General features: G+C 60.1%; 20 protein-coding genes. 9 read left to right on the top strand and 11 right to left on the bottom strand.

Annotated features, from left to right (window positions below; all coding sequences use genetic code 11):
• The first annotated feature begins 90 nt into the window (after positions 1-90).
• Positions 91-1,320: an acyl-CoA dehydrogenase gene (locus VQ575_RS16590; protein ID WP_325917998.1), complete on the top strand. Its 1,230-nt coding sequence runs from the start codon at positions 91-93 to the stop codon at positions 1,318-1,320.
• Between the two features lie 77 nt (positions 1,321-1,397).
• On the opposite strand, the gene VQ575_RS16585 is transcribed toward VQ575_RS16590, so the two are convergent.
• From VQ575_RS16585 to VQ575_RS16550, 8 genes are all read right to left on the bottom strand, one after another.
• On the bottom strand, positions 1,398-2,267 hold the full coding sequence (locus VQ575_RS16585; protein ID WP_039589169.1) for an isocitrate lyase/PEP mutase family protein: 870 nt from the start codon (positions 2,265-2,267) through the stop codon (positions 1,398-1,400).
• A 178-nt stretch (positions 2,268-2,445) separates the two neighbouring features.
• Complete coding sequence (locus VQ575_RS16580; RefSeq protein WP_232916618.1) at positions 2,446-2,625, bottom strand: hypothetical protein; 180 nt, start codon at positions 2,623-2,625, stop codon at positions 2,446-2,448.
• A 31-nt stretch (positions 2,626-2,656) separates the two neighbouring features.
• Entirely contained in the window at positions 2,657-3,316 is a 660-nt protein-coding gene (locus tag VQ575_RS16575; protein ID WP_325917996.1) for a transposase, read from the bottom strand.
• Positions 3,313-4,014: a hypothetical protein gene (locus tag VQ575_RS16570; RefSeq protein WP_325917994.1), complete on the bottom strand. Its 702-nt coding sequence runs from the start codon at positions 4,012-4,014 to the stop codon at positions 3,313-3,315. The genes VQ575_RS16575 and VQ575_RS16570 overlap by 4 nt, the downstream gene beginning before the upstream one ends.
• Positions 4,015-4,283: 269 nt before the next feature.
• Positions 4,284-5,318 (bottom strand): arginine N-succinyltransferase, encoded by a 1,035-nt coding sequence (astA, locus tag VQ575_RS16565; protein ID WP_039589173.1) that lies wholly within the window; start codon positions 5,316-5,318, stop codon positions 4,284-4,286.
• A gap of 28 nt (positions 5,319-5,346) precedes the next feature.
• A complete protein-coding gene (locus VQ575_RS16560) occupies positions 5,347-6,363 on the bottom strand; it encodes an arginine N-succinyltransferase (RefSeq protein ID WP_039589174.1) in 1,017 nt (338 codons plus the stop codon).
• Between the two features lie 109 nt (positions 6,364-6,472).
• Positions 6,473-7,225, bottom strand: coding sequence for an N-formylglutamate amidohydrolase (locus VQ575_RS16555; RefSeq protein ID WP_325917993.1), 753 nt, complete (start codon positions 7,223-7,225; stop codon positions 6,473-6,475).
• Positions 7,218-7,421 (bottom strand): hypothetical protein, encoded by a 204-nt coding sequence (locus VQ575_RS16550; RefSeq protein ID WP_039589176.1) that lies wholly within the window; start codon positions 7,419-7,421, stop codon positions 7,218-7,220. The genes VQ575_RS16555 and VQ575_RS16550 overlap by 8 nt, the downstream gene beginning before the upstream one ends.
• A gap of 299 nt (positions 7,422-7,720) precedes the next feature.
• On the opposite strand from VQ575_RS16550, the gene VQ575_RS16545 reads away from it, so the two are divergent.
• Both VQ575_RS16545 and cobF read left to right on the top strand, forming a co-directional pair.
• Complete coding sequence (locus VQ575_RS16545) at positions 7,721-8,284, top strand: histidine phosphatase family protein (protein ID WP_198725372.1); 564 nt, start codon at positions 7,721-7,723, stop codon at positions 8,282-8,284.
• On the top strand, positions 8,284-9,036 hold the full coding sequence (gene cobF / locus VQ575_RS16540; RefSeq protein ID WP_039589177.1) for a precorrin-6A synthase (deacetylating): 753 nt from the start codon (positions 8,284-8,286) through the stop codon (positions 9,034-9,036). The genes VQ575_RS16545 and cobF overlap by 1 nt, the downstream gene beginning before the upstream one ends.
• Positions 9,037-9,044: 8 nt before the next feature.
• Here the strand turns inward: cobF and ftrA are convergent, their stop codons facing one another.
• Positions 9,045-10,004 carry a transcriptional regulator FtrA gene (gene ftrA / locus VQ575_RS16535; protein WP_039589178.1) on the bottom strand — a complete coding sequence of 320 codons (960 nt, stop codon included), beginning with the start codon at positions 10,002-10,004 and terminating at the stop codon, positions 9,045-9,047.
• A 101-nt stretch (positions 10,005-10,105) separates the two neighbouring features.
• Between ftrA and VQ575_RS16530 the strand changes: the two genes are divergently transcribed.
• The 4 genes from VQ575_RS16530 to VQ575_RS16515 all read left to right on the top strand — a co-directional run bounded on the left by VQ575_RS16530 (position 10,106) and on the right by VQ575_RS16515 (position 13,531).
• Positions 10,106-10,540: a rhodanese-like domain-containing protein gene (locus VQ575_RS16530; protein ID WP_039589179.1), complete on the top strand. Its 435-nt coding sequence runs from the start codon at positions 10,106-10,108 to the stop codon at positions 10,538-10,540.
• A gap of 213 nt (positions 10,541-10,753) precedes the next feature.
• On the top strand, positions 10,754-11,533 hold the full coding sequence (locus tag VQ575_RS16525) for an ABC transporter substrate-binding protein (protein WP_039589180.1): 780 nt from the start codon (positions 10,754-10,756) through the stop codon (positions 11,531-11,533).
• Between the two features lie 104 nt (positions 11,534-11,637).
• Positions 11,638-12,750: a M14 family metallopeptidase gene (locus tag VQ575_RS16520; protein WP_039589181.1), complete on the top strand. Its 1,113-nt coding sequence runs from the start codon at positions 11,638-11,640 to the stop codon at positions 12,748-12,750.
• Positions 12,751-12,814: 64 nt separating this feature from the next.
• On the top strand, positions 12,815-13,531 hold the full coding sequence (locus tag VQ575_RS16515) for an alpha/beta hydrolase (RefSeq protein ID WP_039589182.1): 717 nt from the start codon (positions 12,815-12,817) through the stop codon (positions 13,529-13,531).
• A 42-nt stretch (positions 13,532-13,573) separates the two neighbouring features.
• On the opposite strand, the gene VQ575_RS16510 is transcribed toward VQ575_RS16515, so the two are convergent.
• Together VQ575_RS16510 and VQ575_RS16505 are read right to left on the bottom strand one after the other, a co-directional pair.
• Complete coding sequence (locus VQ575_RS16510) at positions 13,574-14,161, bottom strand: DcrB/PsbP domain-containing protein (protein ID WP_039589183.1); 588 nt, start codon at positions 14,159-14,161, stop codon at positions 13,574-13,576.
• A gap of 75 nt (positions 14,162-14,236) precedes the next feature.
• Positions 14,237-15,172 carry a LysR family transcriptional regulator gene (locus VQ575_RS16505; protein ID WP_045156462.1) on the bottom strand — a complete coding sequence of 312 codons (936 nt, stop codon included), beginning with the start codon at positions 15,170-15,172 and terminating at the stop codon, positions 14,237-14,239.
• A gap of 113 nt (positions 15,173-15,285) precedes the next feature.
• Here VQ575_RS16505 and VQ575_RS16500 point away from each other — a divergent pair, with 113 nt between their 5' ends.
• A complete protein-coding gene (locus VQ575_RS16500) occupies positions 15,286-15,783 on the top strand; it encodes a DMT family transporter (RefSeq protein ID WP_039589185.1) in 498 nt (165 codons plus the stop codon).
• Between the two features lies 1 nt (position 15,784).
• Positions 15,785-16,237, top strand: coding sequence for a DMT family transporter (locus VQ575_RS16495; RefSeq protein ID WP_039589186.1), 453 nt, complete (start codon positions 15,785-15,787; stop codon positions 16,235-16,237).

The following is a 16,237-nucleotide window of genomic DNA, read 5'->3' as shown; positions in this document are numbered from 1 at the left end:
CACGCCGAGAATAGGTTAGGTAAATTTTCGTAGCTCAACTAGCATCGATTCCATGACCTAAAACAACCTCTGCCAAGAAGGTGCTTTCCCATGGATTTTGCCTATTCCCCCAAGGTGCAGGAACTGCGTGAGCGTGTCACGGCGTTCATGGATGCCTATGTCTACCCGGCCGAAGCGGTTTTCGAACGACAAGTGGCCGAAGGCGACCGTTGGCAGCCGACGGCGATCATGGAGGAGCTCAAGGCCAAGGCCCGGGCCGAGGGGCTGTGGAATCTGTTCCTGCCCGAATCCGAACTGGGCGCCGGACTGACCAATCTGGAATACGCGCCGCTGGCGGAAATCATGGGGCGCTCGCTGCTGGGGCCGGAGCCGTTCAACTGCTCGGCGCCGGACACCGGCAACATGGAAGTGCTGGTGCGCTACGCCAATGAAGAACAGAAGCAACGCTGGCTCGAGCCGTTGCTGCGGGGCGAAATTCGCTCGGCCTTCGCCATGACCGAACCGGACGTCGCGTCCTCCGACGCCACCAACATGGCTGCCCGTGCCGAGCGCGACGGGGACGAGTGGGTGATCAACGGCAAGAAGTGGTGGACCTCAGGCGCCTGCGACCCGCGCTGCAAAATCCTGATTTTCATGGGCCTTAGCAATCCCGACGCACCCCGTCACGCCCAGCACTCGATGATCCTGGTGCCGGTGGGCACGCCCGGGGTGAAGATCGTCCGGCCATTGCCTGTGTTTGGTTATGACGATGCGCCCCACGGCCACGCCGAGGTGCTGTTCGACAATGTGCGGGTGCCTTACGAAAACGTCCTGTTGGGCGAGGGCCGCGGTTTCGAGATTGCCCAAGGCCGCCTCGGCCCAGGTCGGATTCACCACTGCATGCGCTCGATCGGCATGGCTGAGCGCGCATTGGAGTTGATGTGCCAGCGCGCCATCAGTCGCACCGCATTCGGCAAGCCGTTGGCGCGCCTGGGCGGCAACATCGACAAGATCGCCGACTCGCGTATGGAAATCGACATGGCTCGCCTGCTGACGTTGAAGGCGGCGTACATGATGGACACCGTCGGCAACAAAGTGGCCAAGAGCGAAATTGCCCAGATCAAGGTCGTTGCGCCGAACGTGGCTTTGAAAGTCATCGACCGGGCGATCCAGATTCACGGCGGGGCTGGGGTTTCCAACGATTTTCCACTGGCCTACATGTATGCCATGCAGCGCACGCTACGCCTGGCCGACGGCCCGGATGAAGTCCACCGCGCCGCTATCGGCAAGTTCGAGATCGGCAAATACGTGCCCAAGGAGATGTTGCGTAGCGAGCGCTGAAGGTGTGAGCTCTCCCACCGGTAAACCCTGTGGGAGCGAGCTTGTTCGCGATGATGGCCGCTTCGACACTGAGCCAGTTACTCCTTGACGCTCATGTATTCCTCTGCCCAACGGATGTATTCCTCGGGTTGAGTGTAGGTATGGGTCAGCTCGGTGGCGCTCAGGTCTGATGCCTGGGTGAAGATCTGACGCTGCTCCCGCAGGCTGTCGTAAGTCGCTTTGATCGCGGCGAAATAGGCGCCGTGGCCATCGATGGTGATCCGAACACCCAGCTCGGCCAGGCGCTTGTCGTCTCGCAGCAACGGGTTGCCGTAAGTCACCAGCATCAACGGCACGTTCAGGTTCTCGCTGATCTTTTCCAGGTGCTCGAAATCCTGGACGCCCACCATGCAGATACCGTCGGCGCCGGCACGTTCGTATTGCTGGGTGCGGCTGATGATCTCCTGGACCGGCAGTATCCCGGCGTTGGTCCGGGCAATGATGGCCATCTCCGGATCGACGCGCGCTTCCAGGGCGGCGCGGATCTTGCCGACGCCTTCGGCCACGCTGATCAGGTCGGTGGACTTGCGGCCAAACTGGGCCGGCAGCAAGGTGTCTTCGATGGTCAGCGCAGCCACGCCGGCGCGTTCGAGTTCGATGATGGTACGCATCACGTTAAGCGCATTGCCGTAGCCATGGTCAGCGTCGGCAATGAACGGCAATTGTGCCACGCGGCCAATCCGAGTCGCCTGTTCGGCAAATTCGCTGAGGGTGATCAAGGCAAAGTCCGGTGCGCCCAACACTTGCAATGACGCCACCGAGCCGCCGAGGATCCCCACCTCAAAACCCAGGTCGGCGGCAATGCGCGCCGACATCGGGTCGAACACGGAGGCGGTGTGGTAGCACGTCTTGGAGGCCAGCAATTGCCGGAAGTTGCGACGCAAATCTTGATGGGAAAGCCTGGACATATGAGATCCACCAATGGAATGGAAAGGCTTGAGCAAAAGTGTCAACGCCAAAGAGCCAAAGGCTATCACGCTGTGGGGATAAAAGATTATGTCGAACGCGCATGGGCCATGCTTTGCAGTGCACCAAAAAAGGGCCGCAGACCGGGAAGGTCTGCAGCCATGAAAAAACACCTATAACTTATTTGTCATCCTCCTGAGCTGTTGCCCGCCATATATTTTTTATTTCATGGATGTTTGCGACGTTGTAGCGAAGCGTGTATTCGCCGCAGGGCATGTCGCCTTCCTGTTTCAATTGGACGGCTGTATCCAGCGCTTTGGCCGCTGCACGTAGCAAGGGAGCTTCATCCCAGTTTTTCATCGAATGATTCATGGTTGGTTCACATCTCCGATTATTGAGCGGCCCAGGGCAGCTCGGTTTTTAGCAACGACAGCGTGTCTGTAAACAGCGCCGTCTCCTGCGAAGTAATGCCAGGGTAAAGCGGGACATGGTTTCTATCGAAGCACCATGCTTCGTCGGTCCTTATCAACCCTTCAGGGTGAATGAGTAAGCTCAGGGATGCGGACATTGCCTGTGGCGCGCTTTGTTTATGGACTTCTCGTAATGCAGGCATGTAAAGGACTTCACCCGGTGCAAGTTTTATTTTGCGTTCTACTCCCAGCCGGGGAGATTTACCCGCTTTCAATGGCAAGTCGTCGAGTATTTCCCGGATGACGGTTATGTAACCATCACCGCTGTAGCCGGCAGCATACATTTCAAAGTCATGACTATGATTTAAATCATAGATAAATGTTTCGCTCTCATCGGTGCTGTTGACGGGTGACCAGAAGCCCAGGCGAAGGGTGAATTCCTCATTGCTATGCAGAACAAATACATAAGCATTGTAAATACTGTTGTGCGTGCTAAAACCGTCCTGCTGGATCGTTGCATAAATATGATCGCTCAATAAAGAACGGTTTCTGGCTAGTTGCCGTAGGTCTTCGATAATCCTCGTATTGTCTCGCTGCCTATCATAAGTTTCCAAGCGCGTGATAAATGTCTTTAGGTTCATGCTGCCTCCAGAGGCCGGAGTAAGTCGTCCAGTCGGGCGTTCTGGTGTTTTTTCAGCAGTTGGACGTAGTTCAAAGCGTTTAATCGGTCGGTCCGATAGAGGATCTGAAAGGCCTTCCATGCCACGGCGGGGTGATAGTGGTAGATCAGTTCCCCCGCGACCCTGTGCATTTCAGGGTCCTGAATTGTGTCGAGCAGTTCCAGGCTCACCAGATAACGGGCAGCACTTTCATCGTGAGGTAACCAGGCGATCTTACGCAGCGAGACACGATCAAATACGCTGATATCCATGGCTCTGTTTGGAAAATTAATTCTCCCTGTCAGTTTGGCTGGCTCCCGACGTGTTTGGATATAGTCAAACAACGTATGATGACCATCGATGATCAACGGATTTTTCTTGTCGATCATTGCAATGTCCGCCTTTTCGATACGACCCTCCTTGACAGTGTATCGCTGGATCTCGAATGGTTGGTCGAGCGCGAATAAAATGCTTTGGCCGGGCACTGAATACAGCGGGGCGGGGGTAGGGTCGAACTTGGATAATTTGATACTTATGTTGACCTTGTTGGTCTTGTGCAGTACCAGGGTTCTCGTGTGTGTGTTTGTGATGTTCATTATTGTTGCCCGCCGGGATTGCGCCGTGGCGAAGGCTGGTTCGGCCATCAGTTGAGAAATCAGTTGTCGTGCTTCCGATGTCATGTCCAATTCTTTAATTGTTTTCGCTATGTCTGTAGGCGAATTTTTCTTCGAGATTAGATTTTTTATCATGATCATTTTCATTGCGGCGGGGCGATGTCGCAAAGTATGGGGTTGGCCCGGGGATGGAGCAACTTTGCATTTGTTGATAAGTATTGCTAGTTGTACTTCGTCGCTATGTCGGCTGACGGGGAAGTTGTTGTCCGTTGCTTGTGTTGCCTTGCCCTCACGTTGCATGAGGGCAAGTAATTACAAAGAAATACAGCGGGTCGTTATGCCGCCTTCGCCTGCCGGCCTTGTTTATGCAGCGGTACGGCCCGTACCGTGTCCCCCGGTTGCACTTGCAAGCGTTTGGCGGTGATGCGGTCGACAAGCAGGTTGTGGCCATGCAAGTGGGCGCGGGCGCTGGTGACGCGGCAGTTTTCCAAGCGTCGGTTGTGAATCAGCCAGACCGGCGCCTGTTCGTCCGGTATGCCGACTGCCAACGTCAGCGGTTGGCTGTCGCGCACGCTACGGATCTTCGACACCGTTGCCTCGACCACCGGGCCAGCATCGAAAATATCGACGTATCCCTTGTGGGCGAAACCTTCTGCACTGAGGATCCTCAAGGCCGGTTCGGTATTGGGATGAGCCTTGCCGATCACGGCCTGGGCTTGTTCGGTGAGCAGGCACGTATAGAGCGGCTGGCGCGGCATCAGCTCGGCGATGAATGACTTGTTACCCATGCCGGACAGCTGATCGGCGTAGCTGAAATCCTTCTGGAAGAAGTGCCTTCCCAGGCTGTCCCAGAAGGGCGAGCAGCCCTGCTCATCGGCATGGCCGCGCAGTTCGGCAATGAGTTTTTCACCAAAGAGGGTCGGGAACTCGGCGACGAACAGCAAGCGCGCCAAGGACAGCAAACGACCGTTATGGCCCCGGCGCTGCTCGGGACGCAGGAACAACGAGCAGATTTCCGATTGTCCGGTCATTTCGTTGTTGAGAAACAGCGTCGGGATCTGTCGCTGGATGCCCAATTCAGGCGCCGAGCTGACCGTCACACCCACGCGATAGTTGTACCAGGGCTCGCGTACCCCAACCGCACCGGTCAGCGCACTGATCCCCACCACCTGCCGGTCATCATCCTCCAGCACGAACAGGTAGTCGGCATCGGCCCGTTCAACCTGCCCGGCGAACGTTCGCTGGGCCCAGCGCACCCGGTGCGCCAAGCGTTCTTCATTCGCCGGCAGGCTGGTAAACCCAGGGCCGGCACAGCGCGCCAGGTCCATCAATGCAGGCAGGTCGGTCAGGACGACCGGGCGGACAATCATGGTGTCGCTCCTTGATCATGCCGGGCATTCATAAGCTGGCCACCCGGATCCAGTCACCCTCTGCGATGTCCAGTGCGGCCAGCATGTCGGGAGCTAGAAAAACAGAGCTTTCGCCGTTGACTTCCAGGTCGGCGACGATGGCGCGGAAATTACCCAGGCGATCATTGCTGACCAGGTAACGACCCGTGGCGTCGATCTGTCGGCGCTGGCGCGCGATAGCCAAGCGGCTCTGGGCGATCGAGCGGATGTTCGCGATTCGGGCGTGCAGGGTGGGGCCACCGTCAAAGATGTCCACGTAGTTGTTGGTTTCGAAACCCTCGCGCTCGAGGATATCGAAGGCTTCCTGGCCCTCGGGATGGACTCGCCCGATACAGGCCTGGGCCGCGGCCGGCAACATGGGGACGTAGATCGGGTATTGAGGCATCAGCTCAGCCAGGAAGGTCCGGCTGCGCAGGCCACAAAGACGTTCGGCCTCGATGTAGGGCAGGTCGAAAAAATGCTGCCCCACGGCGTCCCAGAAGGGTGACTGGCCATCCTCGCTGCTGAAACCGACGATTTCGGTAATCACCGAGTCGGCAAAGCGCCGGGGATGGGCACCGATGAACATCAGCCGTGCCCGGGAGAGCAACTCCGACTGCGGCGTGCGAACACGTGAAGCGTCGATGTGGAACCCCCGCAGCAGCGTTTGGCCGCTCAGATCCTGGCAGAGCGACAGCGCGGGTACGCCGTGCTGGATGTTCAGCTCCCGGGATTCACTGGAGAACGGTCGGTTACGCAAGCTGTAGAACGGTTCGCCGCACCCCGTGGTGGCGACGATTTCGGAACAGCCCGCGAGGTGGCCCGATTCAAGGTCCTGCAAGACAAAAAAATAATTTTCCCCACCTGGGGTCTGCACTTCGGCTTCGAACGAAGCACACGACGCGAGGATTTTTTCCCGCAGGTGGTCGATGTCGTCAGGAAGCGAAGTGACGCCTACGAGGCTATCGCGGGCCAGCTGTTGCAGTTGCGGCAAATCGGTCAATTGAACTGGACGTAAAGCCAGCATGGATTGCACTCCTGTTCCAAAGAGCCCGCTGATGGATACCGGGCTTGACGATCACTGTCGTTGTCCACGCATTGCTAGCCTTGCGGCTGAAAATCCCGAACCGTCGTGTTTATAGCAGGGGGGCGAGGTAGGCGCTCCAGGTCCGCACCGACTCGGGACAGCGCAACTGGTCGTTACGTACTTCGATCAACACCGAATCCAGGCCGCGACCGTCGCCATGGACAGGAACCGTCATGTCACTCAACGGGCTGACCTTGTAGGGCTGGTTGCCGGCCACCCGCAGCGAATGCCTGGCCAGCCCCTCGACGATGCGCTGGGCGTATTCCCTGGCTTCGCCGAACAGCACGCCGGCCTCGAGTGCGCGCGGCTGACCGTAGAACACCGGGGTGAAGCTGTGTATACCCACCACGCGCACGACCCGGTTGTCGGCCAGGCGCCGATCGATCAGGGCTCGCAGTTGATCGTGGAATGGATGGAACAGGCACTGCTGGCGGTATAGGCGCGTGGCGTCGTCCAGCGAGTGGTTACCGGGGATCTGGTAGATCTCGCTTTGCGCCGGAATGCTGTCGGGGACGTGTAACGGGCGGTTCAAGTCGATCAACAACCGCGAGTAGTTGGCCGACAGCAGCGTCGCGCCGAGGGTCTCGGACAATCGCTCGGCCAAGGCCAGGGCGCCGATGTCCCAGGCGACATGATCCTGGGAAGCCGTCTCATCCAGGCCCAGGTCGTTCAACGCGCCTGGGATGAATCGACTGGCGTGTTCACAAACCAGCAGCAGCGGGTGCTCAGACGCTTCCCGCAGCAATCGAAAAGCAGGCTTGGTGTATAGACCTGATTCGGCGCATTCAATGGATTCACGCATAGTGTTCACAAAGTTCGGCAGGTGGCGGCGCCTTGGGCGAGGCCGGCTCCCGGGCCCCCAAGGCAGGACTGGTTTGAACCGGCGCGTTGGACGCAGCTTCGAACAGCATCCACTTGCGCAGGGCGCCTACGGCCCGGCGTCCCGATGGCGGTAAAAACAGGCACGGATCGCTGGTCTGGTCTCTGGAGAGAGGCATCCGTGCTCCTTGCCTGGATGGGTGTCGGGGTTGTTTTTCCTTAAGTCGAAAATAGTATTTGGGTAGCAGGTGCTACGTGTCCAGAGGTTTTTACGTTCCGTTTAAAAAGTCTGGAATTATGTGTAGCCCTTGTAGGGCAAGGGTTTGGTTGAGGTGGCCGCATATGTCAGGTATTGCTTCAGTTGGTGTCGGACTTAACGCCTTTTTGTCCAAGTTTATTTAACTTCATATAAGGTGATGTACAAGAAATGACGGGATTTTCCTGTCACGAACGCCATCCATTCGCCCGAGTACCCAGCGTGCAAACCACCCGATTGACCTTGATTTGCCATGGCCGCACCGTCGCTCAGAAAGCCGCTCGCTTCGGCCTGGACGAACCGCTGGATGCCGGCTGGCTGGCGAAGCGCCCCGAGGTCGGTCGTCAATACCGTGATGTCCGGCATCTGCTCTGCGGGCCCGAGCTGCGCACGCGCCAGACGGCGGCCTTGTTGGGTGACACACAGAGGGTGGTCCCGGCGCTGGCCGATTGCGATTTCGGACGATGGCGCGGGATGTCCGTCGACGAGTTGCTCGCCAGCGAGCCGGAACACCTGCGGACCTGGCGTGACGATCCGGATGCCGCGCCGCACGGCGGTGAATCCGTCAGTCACTTGTGTCGGCGTGTCGGTGACTGGCTGACGACCCTGGAAACGACCCCTGGCCATTGCTTGGCCGTCACCCATCCATTCGTGATCCGCGCCGCCGTGGTGAATGTGCTGGGCTGTTCACCTGCCATGTTCAACCGTATCGATATCGAGCCCCTTGGCGTCGTTGACCTGCGATTCAACGAGGTCTGGCGCTTGCGAGCCTTGGAGGCACCATGATGAAAAAGCTTCTAGTGATTGGCATTGGAGCAGGCGATCCGGACTACTTGACGATGCAGGCGGTGAAAGCCTTGAATCAGGTGGACGTGTTCTTCCTGATGGACAAAGGCCCTGCCAAGGACGCGTTGCTGGACCTGCGCCGCGACATCTGTCGACGCTACATCGTTGATCATCCGTACCGTTTTGTCGAAGCCTGCTGCCCCGAGCGCCAGCGTGGCGACCCAGACTATGCAAGCACAGTCGCCGAGCTGAACAGCGCGAAGCAGGCCATTTTTGAAAGGCTGATCGAAGAGGAACTTTCAGACGGGCAATGCGGCGGTTTCCTGGTGTGGGGCGATCCATCGTTGTACGACAGCACGCTGCGAATCCTGCAGGCGATCCTCGATGCGGGACGCTGCGTCTTCGAGTTCGAGGTGATCCCAGGCATTACCAGCATCCAGGCCCTCGCGGCGCGACATAAAGTACCGTTGAACAGCATTGGCGGTTCGCTGGAGATTACCACTGGCCGACGGTTGGCGGCGGGGCAGGTCGGCGACGCCGCGAGCGTGGTGGTGATGCTCGATGCAGAGGATGCGTATCGCCAGGTGAACGATCCTGACCTGCAGATCTACTGGGGGGCCTATGTGGGAACGGCAGGCGAAATCCTCGTCGCAGGTCGGCTGGGGGACGTGGCTGATGACATCGAACGCACCCGCAAGGCAGCGCGTCAGGCCAATGGCTGGATCATGGATACATACCTGTTGCGCAAGTGATGGCGCCTTTATCCCCGGCCAAACCGCTCCCGGTACACCGAGGGCGCCACCCCCACTACGCTACGAAACGCCACGCGAAAACTTTCCACCGAGCGGTAACCGCAGAGCTGGGCAATGATGTCGGTGTTGTCCTTGGTGCTCTCCAGCAATTCCCGCGCCCGCGCCAGGCGCTCATGTTGCAGCCAGGCCTTGGGTGAGAGGCCAGATGCCTGGGTGAAGCGGCGCAGCAATGTTCGTTCGCTCATGGCGGCGTGACTCGCCAGTTCGCGCACCCCCAGCGGCTCGTGGAGACGCTCCCGGGCCCATTGCATGACGCCGGACAGATCGCTGCGCGGCGTGCGGCTGACCGGTGACGGAATGAACTGTGCCTGGCCACCGGTGCGTTGCGTCGGCATGACCAGCCGACGTGCCACGGCGTTGGCGACTTGTGCTCCGCAATCGCGCGCGACCAGATGCAGGCACGCATCGATGCCGGCCGCGCTGCCAGCCGACGTGATCACTTGGCCGGAATCGACATACAGCACGTCGGGGTCTACATCGATTGCCGGGTATCGCGCGGCGAGTTCATCGGTGTAGCGCCAATGAGTCGTGGCGCCCAGGCCATCGAGCAGTCCGGTCGCGGCGAGGACAAACGCGCCTGAACAGATCGACAGCAAGCGGGCGCCGCGATCATGGGCTCGCCGCAGGGCCTGGAGCAGTGCCTCGGAAGGCGGGCCGCTGTGAATGCGCCAGCCCGGCACGATAATCGTCCGGGCGCAGTCGAGCAGTTCCATACCACCATCGGCCAGCACCTGGAAGCCGCCCATGGCGCGCATCGGGCCGTCGTCGACGGCGACGATGCGGTGCTCATACCAGGGAAACTCGAACTCGGGCCGGGCCAGGCCGAATATCTCGACGGCTACGCCGAATTCGAACGTGCATAGACCGTCGTAGGCAAGGATTGCGACGAGGCCGGGAGCAGGCTGCATTTGACGGAAAATTCCCACAGAGTGTCGTATCCGCCACTGTAGCGGTACGCACCAGCTCGATAAAGTCTCTTCGAGCCCTTTTTGTTCCAGGAGTAGAACCTATGACCAGCCCCGTTAGAGCAGTGCCTGCCGCGCCATCCGACCTGGCATTGCAACACTTCAGCCAGCGCCTGATGTTCGAAACCGATTGTTCCGACGTACATGCCAGCCAGGAAACGGGCGACGTCGATTTTGTCCTGGTGGATGTGCGCGGACCGCTGGCCTACGAACGCGGGCACGTACCGGGCGCAATCAACCTTCCAACCCGTACGCTAACGGCGCAGGCGCTGGCGGCCTATCCCCCGACGACCTTGTTCGTGGTTTATTGCGCCGGGCCACACTGCAACGGCGCCAATAAGGCTGCGGTGCGCCTGGCGACCCTCGGGTACCCGGTCAAGGAAATGATCGGCGGTGTCATGGGCTGGCTCGACGAGGGCTTTCGCCTGACCGGTTCCGTAGAGCGCGTGGCGGAGCAGGCAATCGGCTGCGATTGCTGAACTGCACGCCTGAAGTGGAAGCGATCCAGGTCGCTTCCACTGTAATGCGGTGTTACAACGCAGCAGCATATTTTTATAACTATCCGTCGCCTTGACGCAATTTCCCTCCCGAGTGCCCCTCTAGACTCCCGCCCACTTCGGTTTTTCCAGACCGAACGCTGTTTCCGAATCTGCCAATAACGATCAAAAGAACCTGCGCACTCAGGAGCAAAAATGAAGAAGCTTGTCATGTTCGGTGCCCTGGCACTGTCCGTATTATCCTTCTCAGCCGTGGCCGAAGACGCCAAGCCGATCCGTCTCGGAATCGAGGCCGGCTATCCTCCCTTTTCGATGAAAACCCCCGACGGCAAGCTGGCCGGCTTCGATGTGGACATCGGCGACGCGCTGTGCGCGCAGATGAAGGTCAAGTGTGTCTGGGTCGAGCAGGAATTCGATGGCCTTATCCCGGCGCTGAAGGTCAAGAAAATCGACGCGGTCCTGTCGTCCATGACCATTACCGATGATCGCAAGAAAAACGTCGACTTCACCATCAAGTACTACCACACCCCGGCGCGTTTCGTGATGAAGCAGGGCACCGACGTCGAGGACCCGCTGACCGAGCTCAAGGGCAAGAAAGTCGGCGTGTTGCGCGCCAGCACCCATGACCGCTTCGCCACCGAAGTGCTGGTGCCAGCGGGGATCAACCTGGTGCGCTACAGCTCCCAGCAGGAAGTCAACCTGGACATGGTTGCCGGTCGCCTCGACGCGACGCTGGCCGACTCCGTCACCCTCGACGAAGGCTTCCTGAAGACCGACGCCGGCAAAGGCTTTGCCTTCGTGGGGCCGACCTACGAGGACGCCAAGTACTTCGGCGGCGGGGCAGGTATTGCGGTGCGCAAGGGTGATAAGGCGCTTGCCGATAAATTCAACGCGGCCATCACTGAAATCCGCGCCAACGGCACGTACAAAAAAGTGCAAGACAAGTACTTCGCCTTTGATGTCTACGGGCATTAATCGCTGAAGCCTGCAGGTGGCCCGCCGCTGACCCGGCCGGCCACCTTTTTCATGGGCAATTGTTTTACCCTGCGCCTGTCGAGAAACCGATATCTGGAGAGCCTATGCAACGCATCGACCATACCTTGCCCTGGAGCCACCTGGGCACGGAGCGTTCGCTCAGCGTGTTTCGTTACGGCCATGGGCCGCGCAAGGCGTATATCCAGGCGAGCCTGCATGCGGATGAATTACCGGGCATGCGCACGGCATGGGAATTGAAGAAACGACTCAACGATCTCGAGGCCCGAGGCCTGCTCAAAGGAGTGATCGAGCTCGTTCCCGTGGCCAATCCCATCGGCCTGGATCAGCATCTGCAAAGCGCTCATATGGGGCGTTTCGAGCTCGGTAGTGGCAAGAATTTCAACCGTTCCTTCGTCGAACTCAGCGCCCCGGTGGCGCAACGCATCGGTGAGCGCCTCGGGGATGACCCGGCTGCCAATATCACCTTGATCCGCCAGACGATGGTCGAGGTGCTGGATGATCTGCCGCCACCTCCTTCTCAACTCGAAGCGCTGCACCGGCTATTGCTCCGCCACGCCTGCGATGCCGATGTGACCTTGGACTTGCACTGTGATTTCGAGGCCGCGATCCACTTGTATGCCTTGCCGCAACAGTGGCCGCAGTGGCGCTCATTGGCCGCGCGCTTGGGAGCCGGCGTGGCGTTGTTGTGTGAAGACTCCGGCGGCAGTTCGTTCGATGAGTCTTGCTCGACGCCGTGGTTGCGCCTGGGGAAAATTTTCCCGCAGGCGGCCATTCCGCCCGCCAACCTGGCGACGACGCTGGAGTTGGGCAGCATGGGCGACACCCGGGTCGAGCAGGCCCAGGCCAATTGCGAAGCCATCCTGGGATTCCTTGCGGAGCAGGGTTTGATCGATGGTGACTGGCCGGCCGCGCCGCAGGCGTGCTGCGAGGGGTTGCCATTCGAAGGCACGCAATACCTGTTCGCGCCGCACCATGGCGTGGTGAGTTTCCTGCGTGAAGCCGGGGAGTGGGTGGAGCGGGGCGATCCGCTGTTCGAGGTGGTCGATCCGTTGAATGACCGGGTCACCGTTGTCCGAGCGGGCACCAGCGGGGTACTGTTTGCCCTGGACCGTGGGCGCTACACCCAGCCGGGCATCTGGCAGGCGAAAGTCGCCGGGCGCGAGCCGATCCGGGCGGGGAAATTGATCAACGACTGATAAGTGCTGTCTACCTCACCGCACGGTCGTTGCCGTGCGGCTATCAAATGATGGAGGAAGACTGATGCTCAAAGCGTTCGCCCTGTTCCTGCTGCTGGTATCCGCCGGCGTGCAGGCCCAACCGTCGTTGCACACGGACCTGCCGCTCAATTACCTGGCCCGCGCCGACGAGCAGGCCAGGAACCGGCCGCTGGTGATTTTCCTGCACGGTTCGGGCAGCAACGAAGCAGACCTGCTCAGGCTCGCGGATGAACTGCCCAGGCACTACAACTACCTCTCGGTGCGCGCACCCAAGGTCATGGAACCGGGTCACTACCAGTGGTTCGCCAAAAAGGGCGAAGGCGCGTATGACGGTGAAGCTTCGGACCTGAAGGACAGCGGCCAGATGCTCATGGAGTTTATCGACAAGGCTCGGGCCAAGTACCCGACCGATGCGAGCAGCGTCTACCTGGTGGGGTTCAGCCAGGGCGCGATGATGAGCTACGAAATCGCTTTGCGACACCCTGAAGCCGTCGGTGGCATTGCCGCGATGGGCGGGCGAATCCTGCCGGTGCTGCGGGCCGAGCTGACGCCCGACGAAAAGCGCAGGGCGCTGGCGGTGTTCATTGGCCACGGTACGATGGATCCGATCATTCCCTACGATGACGGCACCAGCGCCGATACTTTCCTCAAAACGCTGGCCTTGGAGCCGGAGTTCCACGGCTATCCAGGTCTTGGTCATAGCATCAGTGCGCAGGAAGTGAAAGACTTGCGGGCCTGGCTGGAACGACTCAATCCCTGATGCACACACCGGCCCACAGGTCAGGCACATCGCAGGCGGTCATCACTTCCCGCTGGCGATCTGCTTCACCAACGCCTCATGGCCCACCTGGTCGCTGGCCCGGGAAATGATCTGCACCACGGCCATGCGTGTGCCGGACGCAGCGATCAACGTGGTGTCCAACGTTGGTCCGCCACCCTGCGTGGCCTTGGTATCGAGCCGGCGCAGGCCCAGGCCGGTCGCTTTCTGGGTCAGGCTCTGTTCGCCAAGAATCTTGGCATCCGGCAGGGCCTTGGTTTTCTGAACAGCGAAATCAGCGAACGTGGCGTCGAGAAAGGCTGCGTCGTTGTCTTTTACGTTCGCGCCGCCAACCAGAGTGTTCTCCGCCGCGATCACTACTGTCCTGGTGGTGGCATTGCTGTACATCGTACCGCTCGCCCCAGCGGTCCCTTGATCTACCTCACCCGCCGACAAAGGCGTCGCCGTGAATCCATTGGGCAGGGTGAAGCTGAACTTGCCGCCCAGCATCGAAACCTTCTGTGCGGGTGCCTGCGCTACGGCTTTGGGCTGGGCCGCCAAGGCAGGCAATGCGACCAGGCTGGCGAAAGCCATCAGCAGCAGGGCGGTGGCTGGTTTACTCAGCGATGACATTGAAACGCTCCATGGACGCTCGATCTGGAATTCGATCATCCCACGTGCCGGGCCCTTGACTCCAGCGCCCGGCCATCAAGGACGATCCCAGTAGGGCACCTCTCCGAAACGCTCGAGAAAGAAGTCGATCACCGTGCGCACTTTCACCGACAGGCGTCGGCTGCCCGGCCAGAGAATCGCGATTTGCTGGGGTTCGAGGCTATTGGATGCTTCGTAGTCGCTCAGCACCGGCACCAGCGTGCCGCTGCGCACGGCTTCGCCGATCAGCCACGACGGGAACATCACCAGGCCCAGGCCTTGCACCGCGGCCTGGGTCAGGGTATCGGCGTGGTTTCCGGTGATTGGGCCCCTGACGCTGTAGGGCGTCCAGGCTTGACCGGGGCGTCGGAAAAACCAGCGCTGTTGGCCCGTCACACCTTTGTAGGCCAGGCACTGATGGGCAGCCAGGTCCTGGGGCTTGCGTGGCGTGCCATGGCGTGCCAGGTAGGCGGGGCTCGCCGCGATCAGGAAACGGTGCGGCGCGACGATTCGTGCCTGCATGCTGGAATCGTGCAACGGGCCGATGCGAAACAGCAGGTCGGCACCTTGCTGCAGCGGGTCGACATAACTGTCGGTCTGCTGGATATCCAGTTGCAGCTTGGGATAGCGCTCGCACAACGGGCCCAGCCAGGGCGTCAGGTGTCGCTGTCCGAATACCACGGGGGCGTTGATCCGTACCAGACCGGCCGGCTCGCTGTGCTGTTCCTGCAAGGCTTGTTCGGCTTCTTCCAACTGCACCAGCAACAACCGTGCATGGTGCCCGAGCAGGCGGCCGGCTTCGGTGGGTGATACGGCGCGTGTGTGGCGATAGAGCAATTGCTGGTTCAGCGCCTGCTCCATCAATTGGATCTGGCGGGAGATCGATGACGGCGCCAGCCCCTCGCGCCGGGCCACTTCCGAGAAGCTGCCCTGGTCGAGCACCGCAACAAACAATCGGAGCGCCTTGAAACCCAGTTCATCAAGACCTTGCATGGGAAGAGTCCGCTGTGCGTGTTACGCAAAAGTGTTGTTGGGATGCTCCCATTTATCGCACAACAGTGCCAGCCGATAATGCCCATCGTTTCTTTTCCAGACAGGTTTACCCGATGCAATCGACATCAACCAACACGGCCGCGCCGGTCACTGCTGCGGCATCACCTCGAACATTCTTGCGGTGGCTGCTGCTGCCCCTTGTCATCCTCGCGGGCATGGGGCTGTCGGTGGAGGCGGGTCTGCTGGGGCCGCTTGGCGTCCAGGTCGGCCACCTTTGGGCGACGTTGAGCATCTTTGGCGTGGGTTCGGCGCTGTTGTTCCTTCTGCTGTTGCTCAGCGGGCCGCAGCGAGGCCCATCTTTGGACAAGCTGCCGCGCTGGCAATTGATCGGCGGCTTCCTGGGGCCGATCTACGTGGTGGTGCTGACGCTCGCCACCCCCCACATCGGCGTTGCCATGACAATGATCGCGATCCTCTCCGGTCAAGTCGGCAAAAGCGTGTTGATCGACCATTTCGGTTGGTTCGGCGCCACTCGCAAGCGCGTCAACGGCGAGCGCTGGCTGGCGTTGGCGTTGATTGTCGTGGCCCTTGTCCTGATTGCCCGAGGTTGAGATGAGCATCATCCTGTTATTGCTGGTGGTGGTCGCCGCCGGCGCAGTACTGAGCGTGCAAGCCGCCATCAACGGGCGCCTGGGCGAGACGGTCGGCGTGCTGCGCAGCAGCCTGTTGACCTTTGTGGTGGGCACGGTGGTCACCGGGCTGTTGATCGTGTTTTTCGAGCCGGCCCATACGGTAAGTCTGTTGGAGGTGCCCAAGTGGCAGCTCTGCGGCGCGCTGTTTGGCGTGGTGTACATGATGGTGATGGTCGGCGCGGTGCCGCGAGTCGGCACGGCCGTAGCAACCGTGGCGGTCATTGTCGGGCAACTGGGCATGGGCATGCTGATCGACAACTTCGGCTGGCTGGGCAACCCGGCTATCGAGCTGTCCAGCAGCCGCCTGCTGGCCATGGCCTGCCTGGCATTGGCGCTGGTGTTCATGTACCGCAGCAGTACGCCGCGCGCCTGA

Source organism: Pseudomonas frederiksbergensis (genome assembly GCF_035751725.1).
GTDB lineage: Bacteria > Pseudomonadota > Gammaproteobacteria > Pseudomonadales > Pseudomonadaceae > Aquipseudomonas > Aquipseudomonas frederiksbergensis_A.
Note: the sequence above shows the minus strand (reverse complement) of the source record. Positions and strands in the feature narration are given on the sequence as shown.